Genomic DNA, 20,199 nt, shown 5'->3' on the forward strand with positions numbered 1-20,199 from the left:
CTGGCCGGACCCGCCCGGCCAGATACCAGCGCTGTCATGAGACGTGCGGGGGGCGGACCGCGTAGCGCTCTTCTAGGGAGTCGAAGAAGGACTTGCCCACCAGGCGCTGACGCTCCGCCCAGCCGGTGAGGTGCCGGGAGGCCGCCACGAGCGAACCAGTGCGGTGCAGCTCCTCCAACGCGGCCAGTGTGCCCTTGATCGCACCCTGGAGTGCAGCGTTGGCGAACAGGGCGATGGTGAAGCCGTTCAACTCGTCGAGGGGCAACAGCGGCGTCCGGCCACCCTCGACCAGGTTCACCACCTGGGCCCCGCCCAGCTTCTCGGGGATGGCCCGGAGCTCCTCGACCGTCTGCGGCGCCTCGACGAAGATGATGTCCGCCCCGGCCTCTCGGTACGCGGTCGCACGGTCCAGCGCGGCGGCGAACCCTTCGTTCGCCCGCGCATCGGTACGGGCGATGATCGCGAGCCGCTCGTCCTCCCTGGCCTCGACAGCGGCCCGCACCTTCTGGACCATCTCGTCGGCCCCTACGAGCTCCTTCCCGGCGAAGTGGCCGCATCGCTTGGGCGAGCGCTGGTCCTCCAGCTGGATCGCGTCGGCACCGGCCCGCTCCAGCTCCCGCACCGTCCGGCGGACGCCCACCGCGTTGCCGAAGCCGGTGTCGGCGTCGACGATCAGCGGGACATCGACGGCCTCCCGGATCGCTCCTACGTGCGCGGTCAGCTCGGTCAGCGTCACCAAGCCGATGTCGGGCGCGCCCAGGAACGTGTTCGCGACACCCGCGCCCGTCACGTAGACCGCCTCGAACCCGACCTCCACCGCGAGCCGCGCTGTCAGGGCGTTGGCCGCGCCCGGCACCGCCGTCACCGTGGGCGATGCGATCAGTCGCCGCATCGCGTCTCTGCTGGAACTGCCCATGATTACGCTCTCCTGAACTCGAATGCTTCCATCGTTTTAAGTTTGCGGAAGAGGGGCGACGCCTTTGGGCCTACAGCTCCTTGCGCGGCTGCCCGGGAACAATGCCACCGCCGGGTCCGTCGTTCACGACGGGTCTCGACTCGTCCGTCGAGACGTGCACTCCGCCGGCTCGGCTCCCGGACGAGCCGTCAGAGTTCCACATACCCGGAAAACAGCCGCCGCGTCGTCCTGAAAGCCGTCGCATGATCGACCCTCATTCCCTCGGCGGTGTCGAGCGACCCGGATACCGAGGCCGCGACCTCGATCGGGCCGGAGGGCGATCCCAGGCGAATCATGTCGCCCCCCGCGTGGCGCGCACTCTCGTGGACGACCGACCCGGTGACTTGGGCCGCGACGGCCGTGCACAGGGCTCCGGTGAGCGGGAGCGCGCGGTGCGGCTGCCCGTTGGACAGAAACCGTACGGACAGATCGACATCCCCTTCCTCTGTCCTGTCCCCTCCCAGCGTCCGGAACGCTGCCGAGGGGCCCACCACAGCGACGAAGGGTGTCGTCGGGTTCTTCGCGGCGGCCACGGCGTCGGCCGCGATGCCCATCAGCACCGACGCGGTGCGCCTCACCTCCTCCAGACGCAGCAGCACCTCGGCACCGGCTTCCAGCTCGTCGGGCGTCTCCACGGCCCGCAAGCCCAGTTCCGCGGCGCGGACGAACACCACCGGATTGGCGCTGTCGACCATGCTCACATGCATGGGGACACCGCCAACCGTGATGCGGGTCATCGCCTCACCCACGGGCAGCAGTCGTCCGTTGACAGTGCCACCCGGATCCAGGAAGTCCAGACGGACCGGGCTGCCGGTGCCGGCCACCCCCTGGAGCCGGTAGCTCCCCTCCCGCACACTTCGCCCGGCCCGGACGGCGAATGCGGAACGGATCGTCTTACCCGTGTTCAGGTTGTGCATCCGGACCACCGCAGTGCCGTCCGAAGGGGCCTCCACCAGACCTTCGTCAACAGCGAACGGGCCGACGGCCGAAGCCATGTTCCCGCAGTTGCCCGAGTAGTTGACGGCGGCGTGGCCGATCTGGACCTGTGCGAAGGTGTAGTCGACGTCGGCGTCCCGGCGCGGCGACGGGCGCACGACGCAGACCTTCGACAACGAGGAGACGCCTCCGCCCATGCCGTCGAGCTGCCGGCCATAGGGGTCGGGGCTACCCATCGCCCGTAGGAAGACCGGGTCCCACTCCGCCTGTTCCAGCGGCAGGTCCCTCTCGTGGAAGACCAGCCCCTTGCTCGTCCCGCCCCGGACGAACACGGCCTTGATCGAGGTCATCGGTCCACCCCCGCTCAGAACGGCCGCGGGGCGGGGTCGGCCTCGGCGATCAGCAGCGTCATCTCTCCGATGCTGTCGATCTCGATGGTCACCTCGTCTCCGGGCACAACCGGAGCGACACCCTTCGGCGTGCCGCTGGCGATGACGTCTCCGGGCTGGATGTCCACCACCGAGCTGATCAGCTCGATCGCCTCACCAACGGACACGATCATGTCCTTCAGGCTCGCGCCCTGCCGCTTCTCGCCGTTGACGAGCAGCCGCGAGGCCAGCGTGTCCAGATCGGGAATCTCATCGGCGGTCACCACGAACGGGCCGAACGGGGTGAAGGTGCGGAACGACTTGCGCAGTGACCGGTCCTCCTCGAACTTCCCCCGTTCGATCCGCATCGTCATGTCGATCAGGCAGGCATAGCCGAATACATGCTCGAAGGCCCGCTCGCGCGGAATGTTGCGACCCCCTCGGCCTATGACCACCCCAAGCTCGCACTCGTGGTCGAACCGGCGTGTCGATCCCGCGGGCAGGGTGATCGGTTCACCGGCTCCGCTCAGCGATCCCGCCGCCTTCAGGAAGAAGCCGGCCTCCCGAGCCGTACGGCCGCCGGTAGTCACCGAGCGGTCGCCGATCTCGCCGATGTGCGCCCGGTAGTTGGCCGGGATCGCGAAGAGCTGCGGGGGCGCCGGGTTGGCGGCGCGCAGGGTGACCGAGGCCAGGGGTACGCGCGGCCCGTCCACGTCGCCGAGGCGCGGGCCGATCTCGGCCCAGTTCCGGATCAGCCAGTTCATCCGCTGCTGTGGCCACTGGTCGAACGCCGCCGGAACGAGCCCGGTGATGTCCCGGATCTCGTCCCCCTCGACGACGCCGAGCCGGTGGTCGTCGAAGACGGCGAGTCTCATCGTTCTGCCTTCGCTGTCGCGCCGTCGCCGTCTACCTCTTCGTGGTAGACGTTCAGCGCGCGCAGCACGGCGCTGTCGTCGACCCGGAACAGCCGCGCGTCCGAGCCGTGGGGATTACTGTGGCGGACCGTGGCCCACGGTGGCACGGCCAGGAAGTCACCCTTGCCCCAGTCGAACCGTTGACCGTCCACGTACATCGTGCCGGCGCCCTCGACCACCCAGTAGACCTTGCTGCCGCTGTGCCGGTGCGCCACACCATCGAAGCCCGCACGCAGGATCTGGGCCTTCATCGACATCGCAGGCAGCACCGGACCGCCCGATGTGGGGTCCTGGTATTCGAGGATGACGTCGTCGGCCGGGTCGGCGACGAGTCCCTTGGCCCGCTCCAGTGCCCCCAGGGTCTGCTCGTTCGCGTAGACCAGGAGCGGGTTCGTCGTCCTGCGCGGTGCCGGTCCGACCGGACGCAGCAGGCCTGACCCGTACTCCCTCCAGGACTTCTCGGGCTCGGGGCCGACGGGCTGGGTGTCGGTCTCGTACGGGTCGAAGAACACGTTCTCCAGCGAACGCATCAGCGACACGTCGAGCACGTCGAGCCAGATCATCGGCTCGGGCCCCTCGTGCACATGGTCATGCCAGGACCAGTTCGGCGTGAGCACGAGGTCGCCCTCGTTCATCTCGTAGTTCTCGCCCTCAACCGTGGTGCTGCACCCGGTCCCCTGCATGACGAACCGGAACGCGGACGCGGTATGCCGGTGCGCGGTGGCCACCTCACCGGGGAGGATGTACTGGATCGAGGCCCAGAAGGTGGGTGTGGTGCCGTACTGGAGCCCAGGGTTGGCCAGCCGGAGGGTGCGTCGAGCGCTACCCGGACTCAGGGCGACGACCTCACCCAGCCTCTTCAGGAACTCCTCCAGGTCGTCCCAGCGCCAGTGCATCGGCACCATGGCCGGTTCGGGAGTGCGGGTAAAGAGCGGGGGGTCCGTGGGCTGGTGGATCGCGATCCCCGCCTCCCGCAGGGCCGCGACCAACTCCCCGCGCGCGGTGTCCTCATCCTGGATTTCGGTCGAGGTCTCTGTCATGTCGGCTCCTCAATTCACTTCGACGTCCCGAGACATCCCGTTCCCCGGACTGTTTCATCGTTGACGCCAAATGATTTGACCATTATCCTCAAGGCTGCGAGCGAGGTTGTCAACCAGGTCGTCCGGACTGCCGATCGGCCGGGACGTTTCTCCGGACGCGCGCCCACCGGCCGGGGACGCGCCGGAAACGCCGTCATGGCCGACCGAGATTCTTCAAGGACCAGAATGGCAAAGAGCAGCGATGCACCAGTGGTCGTCCTCGGCGGAGGACTGGCCGGCTACAGCGCCGCGATCGAAGCGGCGGAGCGGGGAGCGCGCGTACTCGTCATCGATAAAGCCGCCGAACCGGGTGGCAGCACCCTGCGCAGCGGCGGCTCGTTCGCCTTCGCCGGCACCGACCTCCAGGCCGCACACGGCATCGAGGACAGCGATGACCTGCTGCGCCGGGACCTGTTGAGGGGCGGGGGCGAGCAGTCGGACCCGCAGCTCGTCGACCTGTATGTCCGGCGCCAGCTTGCGGCCTATCACTGGCTCAAACGCTGCGGAGTCGATTTCGACGGAGTGAGCCTGAGCGGTAACCAGTCCGTACCGCGCTCGCACGGTGTCGACATCGGCCGCTCCCACGCGCTCATCAGGGCCGCGGCAACGGCCCACCATTCCGTCACCGAACTGCTCGCCACCACGACCGAGGCGCTTACACAGGAAAACGGCCGGATCGTCGGCGTGGTCACGCGTGACAGCGACGGCACCGCGACCGAGCGCCCCGCCCGGGCGGTCGTCCTCGCCACTGGTGGCTTCGCCCGGAGCAGACGGGCCATCTCCACATTCGCCCCGCAGCTGAGCAACGCCCGGCGCATGGGCGGTGAGCACAACACCGGCGACGGGATGTACCTGGCCATGTCCGTCGGTGCGGACCTGGCCGACGTAGGCACCATCAAAGCCACCTTCGGCGTCACAGCCGACGTACCGGGTATGCCTCCGAATCCGACCCTCCTGAACGCGCTGTACCGGGGCGGCATCGTGGTCAACAGCAGGGCTGAGCGGTTCGTCGACGAATCGATCTCCTACAAGCTCATCGGCGGGGTCTGTCTTCAGCAGCCCGGCGGTCTCGGTGTCCAGATCTTCGACGAACAGGTCATGGAGCAGACGATTCCCGGCAAGCTGGTCAACAACTACCGGGGGGCGCTGGAGCAGGGGTACCTCCTGCAAGCCGACTCGATCAGGGAACTGGCCGTCGCGGCGGGCCTGGACCCCGACGCCCTGGCCGCGACCGTCGACGGCTACAACGACGCCGTCCGGTCCACCGGCGACACGGACTTCGGGCGCACCCATCTGTCCAGCGGCTACGGCGAGCTACCGACGATCAACCGGGCCCCCTATTACGCGTACCCCACCACCGCCGGGCTGACCAGCACCTACGGCGGACTGCGGGTGGACGTGGAGATGCGTGTGGCCCACGTGCTCGGCGGAACGGTGCCCGGCCTGTACGCGGCGGGCGAGATCGTCGGCGGCTTCCACGGCAACGCCTATATGAGCGGGTCGTCACTCGGCAAGAGCGTGATCTTCGGGCGGGCCGCCGGTCGCGGCGCGGCCGACACACCGATGTGACCACGACGAGCGCCGGCTACACAGGTCTCCTTGCAGCCGGCGACCCTGGTACCGGGGCGGGTGAAGCGCGGCCCGGCGCCTTGACCCAAGGCCGGGTAGTTAACGGATTTCCCCTGGCGACAAGGGGTTTCGGCGTCGGGTCGTGACGCGTGCAGCGGGGTCGCGTTGATCGGATAGTCCGCCAAGACTGCTGATCGCCGAGGTGCCCCGTTGCCCGTACGTCATTGTGTCGCGCCGTCCGGTCTGACGACGCTCTCCCGCGTGTTCGCTGTGGCCACGGGGCCCTTCGCGCCCGGCCATCTGGGCGAGCTGACGCAGGTCGTGCCGTTCGAGCTCGTCGATGCGGTCCTGGAGGAGACCGGTTGTGTGCAGCGCCGGCTGCGTGACTTGCCCTCTAGGGTCGGGGTCTACTTCCTGCTGGCGATGTGCCTGTTTGCGAAGGTTGGCTACCGGCTGGTCTGGAACAAGCTCACCGCGGCGCTGGCGGTGTCGGCCTGGAGGTCGCCGGGCCGACCGCGAAGGCCCTGCGTGACCTGCGGCGCCGGGTCGGTCCGGCGCCGGTCCGCCGCCTGTTCGAGGTCCTGACCGGGCCGCTTGCCCAACCGGCCACGACCGGGGTGCGGTTCGGATGCTTCCGGACGGTCTCGTTCGACGGCTGCAGCTCGATCAGGCTGGCCGACACCGAGCGCAACGTGGAATGGTTCGGCCCGGGCGACCGGGGCGGCTGCCCGATGCTGGAGCTGATGACGTTGGTGGAGACCGGCACCCGCGCCCTGATCGGCGCGGTGTTCGGTCCCACCGACACCGGCGAGGCCGCCTACGCCAGCCGGCTCCTGCACCGTCTCCGCCCCGACATGCTGCTGTTATGGGACAAGGGCTTCGACGCCAACGCCTTCCTCGCCGCTCTGACCGGCACCGGCGCGCAGTTCCTCGGGCGGATCCGCGCCAACCGGAGCACTCCGGTCCTGGCCCGTCTCGGCGACGGCTCCTACCTGTCTGTTATCGGTACCGTCCCGGTCCGCATCATCGAGGCGCAGGTCACCGTGACCTTGAACGACGGCACCTCCTTCACCGGGGCTTACCGACTCGCCACCACGCTGACCTGCGCGAACCGATACCCGGCCACCGTGCTGGCCGCGCTCTACCACGAGCGGTGGGAGCACGAGTCCGCCTACTACGCGCTGCGGCACACCCTGGGACAGGGCCGCCCGCTGCGGTCGGGCGACCCGGTCGGCGTCGAGCAGGAGATGTGGGCCCAGCTCACCCTCTACCATGCGCTTCGCACCGTGATGGTCCAGGCCGCCGAGTCCAGGCCGGGCACCGACCCGGACCGCTGCGGCTTCACCATCGCCGTGCAGGCCGCCCGCGACCTCGTCGTCCAGGCCACCGGCATCACCACGGTCCCGGACGCCAGCACCGTCGGCGTCATCGGCCAGCGCGTCCTGGTCGGCCTCCTCCCACCCCGCCGGTCCCGCGTCAGCACCCGCAAGGTCCGCTCGTCGGTCTCCCGGTACGCCGAACGCCAAGACGACGGCCGCCCCGACCGCAGCCGCACCGTCACCCGCCTCGATGTCGCCATCCTCGAGCCCGCGAATGAGCAGCCCGCGCTGCCCGCCGCCTCCCGCGACGACCGGCTCGCCACCCACTCCCAGCGCCGCAGGCACCGCATCCTCGACCTGCTCCACGAAGAGCCCGGCCGTCCATGACGGCCCCGCGACATCGCGGCCCGCTTCGGCGACGTCACCCTAGAAAACATGTACAGACAGCTCAACCGCTGGGCCGCCAACGGCCTCATCCACAAGATCGGCCCCGGCCTCTACACCGCCACGCAGTGGTCACCAACACCCTTGCCACCAGGGGAACTCCGTTAACTACCCGGCCTTGGGACAGGTCCCCGAATCCTGGACACGGGTTATGCGGTGGGTATGGGCTTGATCCGCTTTGACGGACATTCGAGATCAGGGGTTCTGCCCCGGGAGGATGTCCATCATGGAAAGCGTGGGGAAGAAGAAGCCTCGGTCTCGTCGTTCGTTCACGCCGGAGTTCAAGGCCGAGATCGTCGAGCTGTGCCGACGCGGTGACCGCTCGGTCGGCCGGATCGCCAAGGACTTCGATCTGACCGAGACCGCGGTGCGGCTGTGGGTCAGCCAGGCAGAGGTCGAAGCGGGCGAACGCGACGGCCTGACCAGCAGCGAACGGGAAGAACTGGCCGCACCGCGGCGGGAGAACCGCCGACTGCGTGAGGACGTCGAGGTCCTCAAGCGTGCGACGGCTTTCTTCGCGAAGGAGACCCGGTGACGGTGCACCCGTTCATCGAGCCGGAGAAGCGTGCAGGTCACAGCGGAAAACGAGCGTGTGAGCTGCTGAAAACATCCCGGACCGCCTTCTATGCCCGCCTCGTCGCCAAGCCTGGCCCCCGCGCGGTACGTGACGCCGAACTGGCGGAACAGATCGCCGACGTCCACACGAGATCGCGGGGAACCTACGGCGCCCCGCGCGTCCATGCCGTGCTCAAGCACGCGGACGCCGGATGCGGCCGCCGACGCGTCCGCGGCTGATGCGCGCTGCCGGCCTGCGGGGCCGACACCGCGGGCGACGCCGGACGACGATCCCTGATCCACGGGCTGCCCTGCGGCCCGATCTCGTCCCCCGCAACCTCCAGCCCGATCCTGCCGGCCTGGACGCCCGCTGGTGCGGCGACATCACCTACATCGCCACAGACGAGGACTGGCTCTGCCTGGCCACCGTCATCAGCATCGCCTCCCGCCGCGTGGTCGGCTGGGTGACGGCCGACCACCTGCGGACCGATCTGGCCGCCGATGCCCTCACGGCCGCCTGCCGAAAGCGCCGCCCCAGCGGTCCGGTGAACTTTCACTCGGATCGCGACTGCCAATACACCAGCCATCAACTCGCGACGCCCGCACACCGGTTGGGAGCACGCCTGTCGGTCGGCCGCACCGGACAGTGCTGGCACAACGCACTCGCCGAGTCGTTCTTTGCCACCATCAAAAGAAAGCTGCTCGGCACCAGCTCCTGGCCCAGCCGGGCTGCCGTCCGCACCGCGATCTTCGATTTCATCGAGGGCTGGTACAACTTGCACCGTCTGCGCGGCAGCCTCGGCTACCGCAGTCCCGCCGCATACGAGACCGCACGCGCAGCCTGACCACCACACACATGGTGTCCGCCAAAGCGGAACAAGCTCAGTCGGCGTCGGGTGTTGTAGCGGTGGAGCCGCCTGAAGGCGTCGAGTCGGGCCTCGCGCCCGGTCGGCCGCCTCTTTCGTCCTTGCAGGATCTCACGTTTGAACGTCGCGTTGAAGGACTCGGCGAATGCGTTGTCTGCGGATCCGACCGCGCTCATACTGCGCCGCACCCCTGCGGACCCGCAGGCTTCGGCGAAAATCCTGCTCGTGTACTGACCGGATTCAAGCGGTCGCTGTGATGTATCAGCCCGGAGTCCTTCTTGCTCCGACGCCGCCACAACGCCATCTGCAAAGCGTCCAGCGGGAGTTCTGCCCGCATGTGGTTCGCGACCTGCCAGCTGACGTTCATCCGCGAGTACACGTCCAGAACAAACGTCACATACACCCACCCCGACCAGGTCGCGGACAGAGGTCATGTCCGCGACCCACAGCTGTTCAAGCCGCGAGGCGGTCAGCTCGCGCTCGACCAGGTCCGGCGGACGCGGTGCCGACGGCTCCGGAACCGTGGTCCGGCACCACTGGCCACGGATGGCGTCCTCCAGGCCGAGCTCGGCCATCAGCCGCTCGACGGTGCAGCGGGCCATCTCGACACCCTTGCGCCCGAGGGCCCGCGTGATCTGGTGGGCGCCGTAGGTGCCGCCCGACCGGGCGTGGACTTCAGTGATCAGCGGCATGAGCTGTTCATCGCGGAGCCGTCGGGCGGACTTCGGCCGCTTACTGCGTGCGAAGTACGTCGACGGCGACAGCTCCAGCACCCGGGATCGTCCCCGAGACCCTTCTCACGCAGTTGGCCGATCACCTGCTCGGCCTCGTCCGGGGACGGTCGATCTCCTGGGCAAAAACACCGAAGCGGCCTTCAGGATCTCGTTCACCCGCTTCAACTCGGCGATCTGCCTGTGGAGTTTCCTGAGCTCGTCGCGCTCGGCGGTTGACATCCGGTCGTCGCGCTCGCTGCGGTCGGCTTCGGCCTGGCGGACCCACTGGCGCAGGGCTTCCTTGTGGATGCCAAGGCCCTTCGCGACGTGCGTGACGGGCCGGCCAGTGGTGCGGATCGCGCGCTCACGCAGTCGTCGGGGTATCTCTGTGGTGCTGGCGCTGATGTGGGTTCTCACCCGCCAGGACCGCAACCCTCGCACCAGGGACTTCACAAACCTCAGTACAGCTCAACCAAAGGCGTGCGCCCGGCGCAGGCGCGGGGATGTCGAAGCCGCCCCCGTGCATCGACCGCCTCCTTGTCTGCGCTCCGCCAGGAGGGCATTTTGAGGGCAACTGTCTTTTTCGAACGCGGTGGAAACCGGAAAGGCCGTGTACGTTGCTCGACACCCGGGTCAGAAGGGTCAGCCCGAGGACGCGCCGGAGTTCAATACGGGGCTGCCGACTGATCGTCGTCTGGTCGTCTGCCTCCCTGTCCGGTCTACGGCGTCGCGTCCATCCGCTGTCATGTCGGTTGCCCGGCAGGTCCCCTGCGGCCTGTTGCCTGTCCCGGCGCATTGTCGGGCGGCCGTTAGGTATGAGGTCAGCGGGCGCGTGGCCGCCCGCGTAGGAGAAATGATGCCGCATGAGTTCTCGAAACATTCCGGACGGCCCCTCCCGGGACCGCACCACCGGACGTTACGTCCCGGCTCGGGGGGTCTACACCGAATCGGCGCGCCTCCAGCGGCTCAGCTGGTTGCGTTCCACGACCGGGCTCACACTGGATTCCTTGACGCACACCCGGCTGGAAGCCGGTCGGCTGACCGGCAACATCGAGGGGTTCGTCGGGGCCGTCGAGATCCCGGTCGGTGTGGCCGGTCCCTTGCTGTTTCGAGGGACGGACGTCCAGGGCGAGGTCTACGCCCCCATGGCGACCACGGAGGGCGCTCTCGTCTCCTCCGCCACCCGGGGAGCTATGGCCCTCACCATGGCAGGTGGCGTCAGCACCAGCGCCCTGGCTCAGACCATGACGCGCGCACCGGTTTTCGCCTTCTCCCAACTGGCGGACGCTTGCCGGTTCGCCTCGATGGTCACCGGACATCTGGATGACTTGCGGGCAGCCGTGCGGGAGGTGTCCAACCACGCAGAGCTCGTCTCGATCGAGCCGGTTGTGCTGGGCAGGACCGTCCATCTGAGGTTCCGGTACACCACCGGCGACGCGGCGGGGCAGAACATGACGACCATCTGTACCTGGCACGCCTGCCAGTGGATTCTGCGGCAGTCGCACCTGCTTGCGGACGGCGAACCCGAGACCTTCATCATCGAGGGAAACACCTCCGGAGACAAGAAGGCGTCGTCCCAGGCCATGGTGCAAGGGCGAGGCATCAGAGTGTCTGCCGACTGCCTCCTGCCGGCGGAGGTAATCGGGCGCGTCCTGCGGACCACCCCAGACGAGTTGTTCAGGGGATACCAGCACATCGCGGCCGGAGCCGTTCACAGTGGCGTACTGGGCTCGAACGCGAACACCGCCAACATCGTCGCCGCGATCTTCACTGCCACGGGCCAGGACATCGCCTGCGTCCACGAGTCGAGCGTGGGACAGTTCATCCTCGAACGCACACCAAACGGCGTCTACGCGAGCATGACCCTGCCCGGCCTGGCGCTCGGCACCATCGGTGGCGGCACCCACCTGCCCGCTCAGCACGAGCTTCTGGAATCGATGGCCTGCACCGGCCCGGGGAGCGCCTCCCGCCTGGCACAGATCATCGCCGGCTTCGCCCTGGCCCTGGACCTCTCAACGGTTTCGGCAGCCGTCTCCGGACACTTCGCCTCCGCCCACGAACGTCTCGGACGTAACAGACCGGCTCCACGGCGCCAGCCCGACAGCCCGGACGCAGCGCGCACCTCCCCCACGCTTCCGGCCTCAGAAGCCGCATCCCAACCGAACGTGATCATCTGATTTTCACTGGTCAGGCATGATGTCGGTCGGGGCGGGGGAGGGGGGCTTCGACGTTCTGTTCGGGTCTGTCGAACGAGTGGTGTGACTGGGGTTGTCGCAGGGCGACGGAGAGGCGGCCGTCGAAGGCGTTCAGCACGGTCTTCCGGCATATGGTTCAGCGGGCCTGGCCCTTGTCGGTGATCGTGGAGATCGTCTGGCGGGACACATCGGCACCGCAGACCTCCGCCAGGTGGGCCTTGACCTCACCAGTGGCCGGGCCCTTCCGTAGTGAGCGAGATGGCCTTCCCGTGAACGCCGGACAGGCGCTTCAGCCGCTTCTTGGCCATCGTCGACTCAAAGCTGCCTTCCTGGTTACGGGGCAGGGCTATCCCGACCGGGCCGACGTCCGTGAGCGTGGTCCTGGCACGGGTGCCATTGCGTGAATCGGCGCCGTTCTTCCCAGTCGGATCATACTGTCATAGCCGAAGCGCCCGGTGATCACGCCCTCAAGAGCGGACTCCAGAAGCCGCTCGGTCCACTCCTGGAGTAGCCCACGCCCACCGTCGGCTGAAGGGCTCGACCTCAGCCCGGCCCACCAGCTCATCAAGCAACCGGTCGTCCACCGACTCCGACGGAACCGCTTCTGAGGTTCCCCCGCTGTGCGGGGGGTGCTGATCAGCTGTTCAGGGCGGGTTGGCGGGGTTTCAGGTTCGCTCGTTCGGCCGCTGCCTGCTCGGCGTAGTGCTTCTCCTCGAACTCGATCGGGCTGAGGTAGCCGAGCCGTTTCTGGATGCGCCGGCTGTTGTAGAAGCCGTCGATGTACTCGAAGAGTGCGAGGTGCGCTTCGGCTCTCGTCGGGAAGACGCGGCCGCGGACGCATTCCGTCTTGATCAGCATCCACAGGTTCTCCGCGAGGGCATTGTCGTAACTGTCCCCGACCGTCCCCATGGATGCATCAATCCCCGCACGTACCAGGCGGGTTGTGAGCTTGACCGACGTGTACTGACTGCCGTGGTCGGCGTGATGGACGAGTTGGCCGGGTTTGACCTCGCGGGAGGCGAGGGCGTACTTGAGCGAGGACAGGACGAGGTCGGCGTCCGCGCGGGCGGACGTCTCCCAGGCCACCACGCGCCTCGAGAACGCGTCGCGGATCGCGGAGAGCCACAACGGTCCCTCGCCGGTGGGGATCATGGTGAGGTCGGTGCCCCACAACCGGTTCGGGGCGGGAGCGGTGAAGTCCCGCCGGACCAGGTCCGGGGCGAACGTAACCTTGGGATCGCGGCGGGTGAATCCCTTGCGACGTGGGCTGATCCCGGCGAGTTTGGCGTCGCGCATCAGCCGTTCGACTCGCTTGCGACCGACGTGGATGTCCTCACGTTTGAGCGCGGCATGCACGCGGGGGAACCGTAGATGCCGCCGGAGTCGGCGTGGATCTCCTTGATCTTCTCGGTCAGCCCGGTGTCGCGGCGCTTGCGTTCACATGGCTCCTTCTCTGCGTGACGCCGGCGGTAGCAGGTTGAGGAAGCGATGTGCAGCTCCCGAAGTACGCACTCGACTCCCAGGCGGGGGTGCTCGTCAACGAGCGCGGTCACCTGGGTCGGGTCGGGTCGAGTTGCGCCGCGAAAAAAGCCGAGGCCGTCCGCAGGACATCGTTCGCCCGCTTGAGCTGGGCGTTCTTCTTTCGCAGCGCGACGAGCTCGGCGCGCTCGTCAGTGGTCAGGCCATCGGTGCGTTCGCCGGCGTCCCGCTCTGCCTGCCGGTTCCAGCCGCGCAGGGCCTCGGGATGCACGCCGAGATCGGTAGCGAGCTTCTTGATCTGCGGCTTCGGCTCGGTGACGCAATACATGCGCACCGCACGCTCACGCAACTCCAACGAGTATTTCCTCGGTGCGGCCATGGTCGATGTTCCTCTCATGAGAACCATCTGACCTGCTGGTAGCCCACTTCACACCTCGGGGGAACCTCGGATCCCGGCACGAGACCGAGCAGACCGGCGCGTCGTACGCCCCCTTCCACCCCCCGGCCGTCCGGCCCCTCCCGGTCACCAGCCTCAACGCCGACCTGGCGCTCAAGGGCGTCGGGCGCTCACAGGAGGTGGCGCGACTGCTCGATGCGCGCTCCGAACTGACGGTACACACCCACGCGGACGAGTTCCTCAAGTCGCTCCCGGGCGCCGAGTCCGACGAGGACCTGATGTACTTCTGGTGCCACGGCGCCTTCGAGGAGTACGGCGCCCACCGCACGGTGGGGATCAGGCTCTCGGACAACAAGGTCATCGACGCGGACCTGGTCCACCAGCACCGCGAGGAGTTCCGCACCTCGCGGGATTCGGCCTTCCGCCCGTTCGTGGTGCTCAACGCCTGCCACGCCGGGGGCCCACGGCGACGGCCGAACTGGAGTACCTCGGCAGTGCCTTCGTCGAGCACGTCCGCACCCCGGACCGGGTGACGGATCTCTACGTCCACGTGCATGGCCGGCAGACCGCACCGGCCGTCGCGCAGCGGCGCGCGACGGCCCTGCTCACCCGGGCCCGGGAGCTGGCCGCCGCGCATCCGGACCGCTATCCGCAGCTGGCCCGGGGGTTCCGGCCCGGGGTCGTGGTCGTGCGCTAACCGTCGTCCAGCCTGCCCTCGCTCGGTGGCTACCGCAGGATCCGCGACCGCGCCCATGCGATGAGCGCACCCGGTCAGGGCCATGCGCCCCATGTGCTCGCCCACCTTCTCGGCTACCTCGACGCACAACGCCCCGACCCGGCCTCCGCCCCGGTCCTGACCAACCGCAACGGCCAGTACCTGCATCTCGTGGGCCATTCGTTCGGCGGCCGGTTCCTGTGCGAGGCCGTGCAGTGGGCGGCGGCACCGGAAGCGCCGCGGGTGCTGGGGTGGAGCACGCCCACGTCACCGAGGCGCCCCTTCACCGTGGACAGCATGGTCGTCTTCCAGATGGCGGCGCCCCGGGACGCGTTCGACCGTCTCTTCCCCGCCCTGTTCCCGTCCGGTGCGAAGGTCCACGCCCCCCTGCGCGGACCACTGGTGCTGACCCACTCCCGCTGGGACCGGGCCACCGGTTTCTGGCATCTGCACGCGGAGGGCCCAGCCGGCATCGGGCACTCGGGAGCCGGTACGGCACCGGTCCCCCAGTTCCACACCCGGCTGTTGCCGGTGCACGAGCCGTACGGCCTCTCGGCGCTGGATCACCGGCTGGTCAACGTGGATGCCAGCGGCCGCTTCCGCGGCTCCGCCCGCACCCGCCTGGCCCCGGCCGGAGCGCACTCCGACTTCGACCATCCCGAGTCGGCGCATCTGCTGCTGAGCGTGGCGGCACTGTCGCGATGACCTCACGGGCCGTTGCTCCATGCACACCCGGACGGACCGCCCCCGGCACCGCCGCCCCGGGTGGCGGGGGCGGCGGTGCCGGGGAGCGGACGCAGCCACAGCCGCAGGTCGGGCGCGGGTCAGCTGCGGGCCTTCCGCAGAGCTGCCGCGAGCGAGGTGATGGCTGCGGGATTGCGCGGGCTCTCGACGAGGTCCACGTAGTCGAGGACGACGATGCGGTCGTTCTTGATCGCCGACACATTGGCCAGCGGCGGATAGGACGCCAGGAACTTCTGCTTCTGCTCCGCGCCGGTGTCCCCGTAGTTGTTGATGACGATCACCTCGGGGTCCCGCTCGACGACGGTCTCCCATCCCACCGTCGTCCAGGTGTCCTTGAGGTCCTTCATGACGTGGTCGCCGCCGGCCCTGGTGATGATGTCGTGCGGTCCGGCGTAGGCACCCGAGGTCAGCGGCTTGTCCCGGCCGTCGTCGTAGAGGAACACCCTCGGCCGGTCGGCGCCCTTCAGAGCGGTCGCCTGCGCCTGGGCGACCTCCTTCCGGAACCGTGCGATCAGGGATTCGGCGCGCTTCTCGACGTCGAAGATCTTCCCCAGGTTCCGAAGGTCGGTGTAGAGCGCGTCGAGCGGCGGCATCACCCCTCGCGCCTTCCCCTGCCCGTTGCGGCACGACTCGCTCAGCAGGTAGGAGTCGACGCCCACCTTCTTCAGGGCTGCCGGGGTGAATCCGTCCCCCTCGTTGAAGCCGTAGTTCCAGCCGGCGAAGACCAGGTCGGCGCGTGCGTCGAGGACGAGTTCCTTGTTGATCGTCTCCTTGGACAGCCACGCGGTCTTCTCGTACCCGCCCTTCCAGGGGACGGACGTCAGGTCGCCCTTGTCGTCGGGCATCACATAGCCCGCCATGTGGTCTTCGAGTTCCAGGGCGAACATGATCTCGGTGATACCGACATCGTTGGTGACCACGCGCCGCGGGGCCTTGTCGTAGGTCTTCTTCTCACCGCAGTTCTCGACGGTCACGGGGTAGTGGCCCCCGGCCGCGGGTGCGCTCTTGTCGTCGTTCGCGTCCTGCGGGGTGATCTCGGCGCCGCAGCCGCTGAGGGCCAGCACGGCGGTGAGGGCGAGACCGATGGCGACGGGACGTATCGGGCTGGGCATGGTGGCAGGGCTTCCTTAGTAACGGGCGGCGGGGAGGAGGCGGTCGAAGATCAGCTGTACGGCGCCGGTCTCCGGGTGCGGTACCCGGTGCGCCCGGACGCCGAAGACCTCGGCCAGCAGCTCCGGGGTGAGTACGTCGTGCGGGGCGCCCGACGCGACGATCCGGCCGCGGTCGATGACATGGAGGACGTCGCAGTGGAGTGCGGCGAGATTGAGGTCGTGCAACGCCGTGAGCACGGTCAGTCCGCTGGCACGCACCAGGGCCAGTACCTCCAGCTGCTGGGCGATGTCCAGGTGGTTGGTGGGCTCGTCGAGCACCAGCGCGCGCGGCTGCTGCGCCATGGCGCGGGCGATCAGGACCCGTTGCTTCTCGCCTCCGGACAGGGTCAAAAAGCCCCGGTCGGCCAGGTGTCCGGCCCCGACCTCCGCCAGCGCGGCGTCACATGTGCGGCGGTCCTCCTCCGACACGCGCGCCGTCGGTCCCTGGTGCGGCATCCTTCCCATCGCGACGATCTCGGCGACGGTGAAGTCGAACTCGTGACTCGACTCCTGGGGAAGCGCGGCCAGCCGGCGGGCGGCCTCCCGCGGACTCAGGGCGTGCAGGTCCTCGCCGCCGATCCGGACGGTCCCGGCGGAGGGGTTCAGCGCCCGGTAGACGCAGCGCAACAGCGTTGACTTCCCGCTGCCGTTGGGCCCCACCAGTCCGACGAGCCGGGCGTCGCCCGCTCGCAGCGTGACGTCCTCCACCAGCCGCGCGCCGGCGATCTCGACCGTCAGCGCGTCGATATCGATCCGCATCACGCACCCCCGAAGGTGTAGGAGCGGCGGCGCATGAGGAGGATGAAGCACGGCACGCCGATCATCGCGGTCAGCACGCCGAGCGGCAGTTCCGCCGGGGCGAGCAGCACGCGCGAGAGGATGTCCACCCAGATCAGCAGGACGGCCCCCGCGAGCGGTGCGACGGCCAGCAGACGGCGGTGGTCCGCGCCGACCAGCATGCGCGCGGCGTGCGGGACCATCAGCCCGACGAAGCCGATCGCGCCGCTCACCGCGACCAGCGCCCCGGTGACCGCGGCGGAGACCAGGAACAGTTCCTTGCGCAGCCTGCCCGCATTCACTCCCAGGGCGGCGGCGGTCTCGTCACCCATCGCCAGGGCATTGAGCCGGCGCGCCGACCACCAGAGGTGGGCGAGGCCGCCGATCGTGGCGCCCGCGGCAATCGGCACGGAGGACCAGGTGGCGCCCCCGAGGCTGCCCAGCATCCACATCATCGCGGAGCGGGCGGCCTCGCCCCGCTCCGCGGCGAACACCATGAACGTCGTGATGGCCGAGAAGCCGTAGTACATGGCCGTGCCCGTCAGGACCAGGCGCAGCGGGGTCAGTCCGCGCGCGGTGCTGGCGACCGCGTATACGAGCATCATCGCGAGGAGCGCGGCGAGGAACGCCGCTGTGGACAGCGCCCAGACACCGAAGGCGCCGAAGACCCCGAAGATGAGGACGGCGTTCGCACCGACGGCCGCGCCGGAGGAGATGCCGAGCACGAACGGGTCGGCCAGGGCGTTGCGGACCATGGCCTGGACCGCGACGCCGATGGCGGACAGGCCGGCTCCGACGACCGCGGCCAGTACGGCTCGCGGAAAGCGCAGCTCCCACACGATGGTGTACCCGGCGACTTCACCGGGAGCGATCCGCTGTCCCGTCAGGCCTGCCCACAGATAGCGCGACACCTCTCCCCAGGAGATCCCCGAGGCCCCGATTCCGGCGCCGCAGACCAGGGAGAGCGGCAGCAGGGCACACAGCGTGATCACCAGCAGGGACAGGGGTACGCGCCGGGGAGGAGCGGGCCCGCCACCGGCGCGCGCCGCGCGCGAGGGCGGGGCGGGTATGCGTTCGAGGGGAGTGACCACGGTCGGATCGCTTTCACCTCAGGCCGTGCACCTGCACGATCGAAGGAGCGGCCCGGACGCGAAGCGCCCTGTGCAGCACCTCTCGCAGTCCACGGCGAATTGACAGGAGCCTTCACCGCCGCGGGTAATCGGGCTTGCGGAGCCATGGGGACGGCTCCGCCTACCGTTGCGGGTCAGCGCCGGAATTCGACCGGACTTCCCCCGCGGGGCGTGAGCAGCTTACGGGTACGGCACCGTGCTCTCCCTTTCGCCCCTGAGTCCCGAGCGCCCCGGAGCACCCCCCGAGCACCCCCGAGTGGCCCCTGAACAGCCCCTGACCCGCCCCGGAGAAGCCCCTGACGGGAGCACCGCACGGGCGCCGGAGCACCTAGCGTGACGGCGGATGCCCCGGCCGGGCCCGCACGCCTGACACAACCGCTCTCTTCGCAAGGAGGATCTATGCCGTTCAGGGGCAGATCCGCACTACGGCTCATCGCCGCACGGGGCACGGCCACGGCTGTGGCGGCTGCCACGGCCGCCGCCACCGGCCTCGCCGCCGCTCCCTCGGTCCACGCGTCGCCGCCCGCGACAGCTGCCCTTCGGTGGGCACCGTGTGACGTCCCGGCGGACCCGGGAGCCGAGTGCGCCGCGCTCTCCGTGCCGGTCGACTGGGACCACCCGGACGGGCCGAGACTCGATCTGGCCGTGGCCCGCCGCAAGGCCACAGAGCCCGGGGCGCGCGTCGGCTCCATGGTGTTCGGCCCCGGCGGGCCGGGCGACTCGGGTGTGGAGAGGGTGGTGGGCGGGATCAGCCGGTTCAGCCCCGAGGTCCGCCGCAGGTTCGACATCGTCAGCTTCGACCCGCGCGGCGTGGGCGGCAGCAACCCGGTGACCTGCTCCGGTGAACTGCTTGCCGAGCGGCCGTCGCCCGAGCTGGAGAGCCAGGCGGACTTCGACGCCACCCTGGCGTACAACAGACGGCTCCGCGCCGACTGCCGGGCCCGTACCGGCCCGGTGTTCGAGCACCTCGACACCGGGCAGACGGTCCGGGACCTGGACGCCCTGTGAGCCGCGCTCGGCGAGCGGAGACTGACCTTCCACGGCAGCTCGTACGGCACGCTGCTCGGCGCCCAGTACGCCGAGGCCTACCCGCGGCGCGTGCGCGCGATGGTGCTGGAGAGCGTGACGGACCACAGCGTCGCGGCCACCCGCGAATTCCTGCGCTCGGAGGCGGCCGCGGCGCAGGACTCGTTCCAGGAGTTCGTGAAGTGGTGCGAGGGTGCGGCGGACTGCGCCCTGCACGGCCGTGACGTCCGCGCCGTCTGGCAGGGCCTGCTGGCCCGCGCCGCGCGCGGCGAGCTGGCGGACCCGGCGAAACCGGGGACCTCGCTGTCGTCCTCGGATCTGGTCAACTCGTACGCGTTCCGGAGTTTCTACGAGGCCGACTACGCGGGCCTGGCCACGGGGATCGCGGGGATGGACGCGAGCGAGCCGCTGCCGGCGTCGCCCACCGGGACGGCGCCGCTGCCGCCGGCCACCCCCGGTCTTCTGCTCGGACTGGCGGCTGCCGGTGCGTGACTACCGGGAGTACGCCTCGCTCGTCGCCACGATGAACGCGACCGCGCCGGACCTGCCCCACCTGCTGCCGATCCACATGGTGGCGGCGTGTCTGGGCGCGCCGACCGCCAACCCGCAGCACCGCCTGGACGCACCCGGCGCTCCGCCCGTCCTGCTGTCCAACGCCCTGCACGACCCCGCCACCGGCTACCCGTGGGCGGTGTCGGTGGCGCGGCAGCTGGGCCGCGGCGGCGGGCTCCTCACCCACGAGGGCCAGGGGCACGGCAGCGTCACCAGCGGCCCGTGCATGGAGGACACCGTGAACGGCTACCTGACCGACCTGGTGGTCCCGGCGCGGGGCACCAGCTGCCCCGCCGTGCCGTGACGCGTTTGACC

22 protein-coding genes, 3 pseudogenes and 1 riboswitch are annotated in these 20,199 nt (G+C 69.3%); of the genes and pseudogenes, 11 read left to right on the top strand and 14 right to left on the bottom strand.

The window, feature by feature from the left end; translation table 11 throughout:
• Positions 1-34: 34 nt before the first annotated feature.
• The 4 genes from RLT59_RS05270 to RLT59_RS05285 all read right to left on the bottom strand — a co-directional run bounded on the left by RLT59_RS05270 (position 35) and on the right by RLT59_RS05285 (position 4,213).
• Positions 35-916, bottom strand: a complete 882-nt coding sequence (locus RLT59_RS05270) for an isocitrate lyase/PEP mutase family protein (protein WP_311302296.1) — start codon at positions 914-916, stop codon at positions 35-37.
• A 188-nt stretch (positions 917-1,104) separates the two neighbouring features.
• Entirely contained in the window at positions 1,105-2,241 is a 1,137-nt protein-coding gene (locus RLT59_RS05275; RefSeq protein ID WP_311302297.1) for a PrpF domain-containing protein, read from the bottom strand.
• A 14-nt stretch (positions 2,242-2,255) separates the two neighbouring features.
• A complete protein-coding gene (locus RLT59_RS05280) occupies positions 2,256-3,134 on the bottom strand; it encodes a fumarylacetoacetate hydrolase family protein (RefSeq protein WP_311302298.1) in 879 nt (292 codons plus the stop codon).
• The gene (locus tag RLT59_RS05285; RefSeq protein WP_311302299.1) at positions 3,131-4,213 is read right to left on the bottom strand and encodes a cupin domain-containing protein; all 1,083 of its coding nucleotides are present in this window, start codon (positions 4,211-4,213) and stop codon (positions 3,131-3,133) included. Before RLT59_RS05285 ends, RLT59_RS05280 begins: the two co-directional genes overlap by 4 nt.
• 225 nt (positions 4,214-4,438) lie before the next feature.
• Here RLT59_RS05285 and RLT59_RS05290 point away from each other — a divergent pair, with 225 nt between their 5' ends.
• From RLT59_RS05290 to RLT59_RS05315, 6 genes are all read left to right on the top strand, one after another.
• Positions 4,439-5,821 carry an FAD-dependent oxidoreductase gene (locus RLT59_RS05290; RefSeq protein WP_311302300.1) on the top strand — a complete coding sequence of 461 codons (1,383 nt, stop codon included), beginning with the start codon at positions 4,439-4,441 and terminating at the stop codon, positions 5,819-5,821.
• A 261-nt stretch (positions 5,822-6,082) separates the two neighbouring features.
• On the top strand, positions 6,083-6,406 hold the full coding sequence (locus tag RLT59_RS05295) for a transposase domain-containing protein (protein ID WP_311302301.1): 324 nt from the start codon (positions 6,083-6,085) through the stop codon (positions 6,404-6,406).
• A gap of 32 nt (positions 6,407-6,438) precedes the next feature.
• Complete coding sequence (locus tag RLT59_RS05300) at positions 6,439-7,527, top strand: transposase (protein ID WP_311302302.1); 1,089 nt, start codon at positions 6,439-6,441, stop codon at positions 7,525-7,527.
• A 283-nt stretch (positions 7,528-7,810) separates the two neighbouring features.
• Positions 7,811-8,119, top strand: coding sequence for a transposase (locus RLT59_RS05305; protein WP_311302303.1), 309 nt, complete (start codon positions 7,811-7,813; stop codon positions 8,117-8,119).
• Positions 8,116-8,379, top strand: a complete 264-nt coding sequence (locus RLT59_RS05310; RefSeq protein WP_311302304.1) for an IS3 family transposase — start codon at positions 8,116-8,118, stop codon at positions 8,377-8,379. Before RLT59_RS05305 ends, RLT59_RS05310 begins: the two co-directional genes overlap by 4 nt.
• Entirely contained in the window at positions 8,352-8,984 is a 633-nt protein-coding gene (locus RLT59_RS05315) for an IS3 family transposase (protein ID WP_311302305.1), read from the top strand. Before RLT59_RS05310 ends, RLT59_RS05315 begins: the two co-directional genes overlap by 28 nt.
• Here the strand turns inward: RLT59_RS05315 and RLT59_RS39290 are convergent.
• The 4 genes and pseudogenes from RLT59_RS39290 to RLT59_RS05325 all read right to left on the bottom strand — a co-directional run bounded on the left by RLT59_RS39290 (position 8,942) and on the right by RLT59_RS05325 (position 10,135).
• Entirely contained in the window at positions 8,942-9,193 is a 252-nt protein-coding gene (locus tag RLT59_RS39290; RefSeq protein WP_399126840.1) for an integrase core domain-containing protein, read from the bottom strand. The two genes, RLT59_RS05315 and RLT59_RS39290, sit on opposite strands and share 43 nt — an antisense overlap.
• Positions 9,178-9,372: a hypothetical protein gene (locus RLT59_RS39295; protein WP_399126842.1), complete on the bottom strand. Its 195-nt coding sequence runs from the start codon at positions 9,370-9,372 to the stop codon at positions 9,178-9,180. The genes RLT59_RS39290 and RLT59_RS39295 overlap by 16 nt, the downstream gene beginning before the upstream one ends.
• Before the next feature lie 184 nt (positions 9,373-9,556).
• Positions 9,557-9,778, bottom strand: a pseudogene (locus RLT59_RS39300) (IS3 family transposase); the annotation flags it as partial.
• A gap of 24 nt (positions 9,779-9,802) precedes the next feature.
• Positions 9,803-10,135 carry a transposase gene (locus RLT59_RS05325; protein ID WP_311302307.1) on the bottom strand — a complete coding sequence of 111 codons (333 nt, stop codon included), beginning with the start codon at positions 10,133-10,135 and terminating at the stop codon, positions 9,803-9,805.
• A 590-nt stretch (positions 10,136-10,725) separates the two neighbouring features.
• On the opposite strand from RLT59_RS05325, the gene RLT59_RS05330 reads away from it, so the two are divergent.
• Positions 10,726-11,895 (top strand): hydroxymethylglutaryl-CoA reductase, encoded by a 1,170-nt coding sequence (locus RLT59_RS05330; RefSeq protein ID WP_399124847.1) that lies wholly within the window; start codon positions 10,726-10,728, stop codon positions 11,893-11,895.
• Between the two features lie 242 nt (positions 11,896-12,137).
• Here RLT59_RS05330 and RLT59_RS05335 read toward each other — a convergent pair.
• The 3 genes and pseudogenes from RLT59_RS05335 to RLT59_RS05345 form a co-directional block, all read right to left on the bottom strand.
• Positions 12,138-12,284: pseudogene (locus tag RLT59_RS05335) on the bottom strand (IS256 family transposase); the annotation flags it as partial.
• A gap of 265 nt (positions 12,285-12,549) precedes the next feature.
• Positions 12,550-13,269 carry an IS3 family transposase gene (locus RLT59_RS05340; protein ID WP_311302309.1) on the bottom strand — a complete coding sequence of 240 codons (720 nt, stop codon included), beginning with the start codon at positions 13,267-13,269 and terminating at the stop codon, positions 12,550-12,552.
• Between the two features lie 193 nt (positions 13,270-13,462).
• On the bottom strand, positions 13,463-13,771 hold the full coding sequence (locus tag RLT59_RS05345; RefSeq protein WP_311302310.1) for a transposase: 309 nt from the start codon (positions 13,769-13,771) through the stop codon (positions 13,463-13,465).
• Positions 13,772-13,968: 197 nt separating this feature from the next.
• Here RLT59_RS05345 and RLT59_RS05350 point away from each other — a divergent pair, with 197 nt between their 5' ends.
• From RLT59_RS05350 to RLT59_RS05360, 3 genes are read left to right on the top strand one after another with little or no spacing between them, the layout of a single operon-like run.
• The gene (locus RLT59_RS05350; protein ID WP_311302311.1) at positions 13,969-14,322 is read left to right on the top strand and encodes a hypothetical protein; all 354 of its coding nucleotides are present in this window, start codon (positions 13,969-13,971) and stop codon (positions 14,320-14,322) included.
• Positions 14,319-14,486 (top strand): hypothetical protein, encoded by a 168-nt coding sequence (locus RLT59_RS05355; RefSeq protein ID WP_311302312.1) that lies wholly within the window; start codon positions 14,319-14,321, stop codon positions 14,484-14,486. The genes RLT59_RS05350 and RLT59_RS05355 overlap by 4 nt, the downstream gene beginning before the upstream one ends.
• 60 nt (positions 14,487-14,546) lie before the next feature.
• Positions 14,547-15,209 (top strand): hypothetical protein, encoded by a 663-nt coding sequence (locus RLT59_RS05360; protein WP_311302313.1) that lies wholly within the window; start codon positions 14,547-14,549, stop codon positions 15,207-15,209.
• A 119-nt stretch (positions 15,210-15,328) separates the two neighbouring features.
• Here the strand turns inward: RLT59_RS05360 and RLT59_RS05365 are convergent, their stop codons facing one another.
• Genes RLT59_RS05365 through RLT59_RS05375 form a run of 3 tightly spaced genes read right to left on the bottom strand, consistent with a single transcriptional unit; the run spans position 15,329 to position 18,267 of the window.
• Positions 15,329-16,360: an ABC transporter substrate-binding protein gene (locus RLT59_RS05365; protein ID WP_311302314.1), complete on the bottom strand. Its 1,032-nt coding sequence runs from the start codon at positions 16,358-16,360 to the stop codon at positions 15,329-15,331.
• Positions 16,361-16,375: 15 nt separating this feature from the next.
• Positions 16,376-17,158, bottom strand: coding sequence for an ABC transporter ATP-binding protein (locus RLT59_RS05370; protein ID WP_311302315.1), 783 nt, complete (start codon positions 17,156-17,158; stop codon positions 16,376-16,378).
• Positions 17,158-18,267: a FecCD family ABC transporter permease gene (locus RLT59_RS05375; RefSeq protein ID WP_311302316.1), complete on the bottom strand. Its 1,110-nt coding sequence runs from the start codon at positions 18,265-18,267 to the stop codon at positions 17,158-17,160. Before RLT59_RS05375 ends, RLT59_RS05370 begins: the two co-directional genes overlap by 1 nt.
• A gap of 101 nt (positions 18,268-18,368) precedes the next feature.
• Positions 18,369-18,515, bottom strand: a riboswitch (cobalamin riboswitch).
• A gap of 190 nt (positions 18,516-18,705) precedes the next feature.
• Here RLT59_RS05375 and RLT59_RS05380 point away from each other — a divergent pair.
• Positions 18,706-20,188 (top strand): annotated as a pseudogene (locus RLT59_RS05380) (alpha/beta hydrolase).
• Positions 20,189-20,199: the final 11 nt, after the last annotated feature.

The organism is Streptomyces sp. ITFR-6 (assembly GCF_031844725.1).
GTDB lineage: Bacteria > Actinomycetota > Actinomycetes > Streptomycetales > Streptomycetaceae > Streptomyces.

What these genes read in the sequence shown, in the direction of transcription:
- RLT59_RS05270 (WP_311302296.1), bottom strand. Translation starts at nt 916, where the DNA reads ATGGGCAGTTCCAGCAGAGACGCGATGCGGCGACTGATCGCATCGCCC.
- RLT59_RS05275 (WP_311302297.1), bottom strand. Translation starts at nt 2,241, where the DNA reads ATGACCTCGATCAAGGCCGTGTTCGTCCGGGGCGGGACGAGCAAGGGG.
- RLT59_RS05280 (WP_311302298.1), bottom strand. Translation starts at nt 3,134, where the DNA reads ATGAGACTCGCCGTCTTCGACGACCACCGGCTCGGCGTCGTCGAGGGG.
- RLT59_RS05285 (WP_311302299.1), bottom strand. Translation starts at nt 4,213, where the DNA reads ATGACAGAGACCTCGACCGAAATCCAGGATGAGGACACCGCGCGCGGG.
- RLT59_RS05290 (WP_311302300.1), top strand. Translation starts at nt 4,439, where the DNA reads ATGGCAAAGAGCAGCGATGCACCAGTGGTCGTCCTCGGCGGAGGACTG.
- RLT59_RS05305 (WP_311302303.1), top strand. Translation starts at nt 7,811, where the DNA reads ATGGAAAGCGTGGGGAAGAAGAAGCCTCGGTCTCGTCGTTCGTTCACG.
- RLT59_RS05315 (WP_311302305.1), top strand. Translation starts at nt 8,352, where the DNA reads ATGCGGCCGCCGACGCGTCCGCGGCTGATGCGCGCTGCCGGCCTGCGG.
- RLT59_RS39295 (WP_399126842.1), bottom strand. Translation starts at nt 9,372, where the DNA reads ATGAACGTCAGCTGGCAGGTCGCGAACCACATGCGGGCAGAACTCCCG.
- RLT59_RS05345 (WP_311302310.1), bottom strand. Translation starts at nt 13,771, where the DNA reads ATGGCCGCACCGAGGAAATACTCGTTGGAGTTGCGTGAGCGTGCGGTG.
- RLT59_RS05360 (WP_311302313.1), top strand. Translation starts at nt 14,547, where the DNA reads ATGAGCGCACCCGGTCAGGGCCATGCGCCCCATGTGCTCGCCCACCTT.
- RLT59_RS05365 (WP_311302314.1), bottom strand. Translation starts at nt 16,360, where the DNA reads ATGCCCAGCCCGATACGTCCCGTCGCCATCGGTCTCGCCCTCACCGCC.
- RLT59_RS05370 (WP_311302315.1), bottom strand. Translation starts at nt 17,158, where the DNA reads ATGCGGATCGATATCGACGCGCTGACGGTCGAGATCGCCGGCGCGCGG.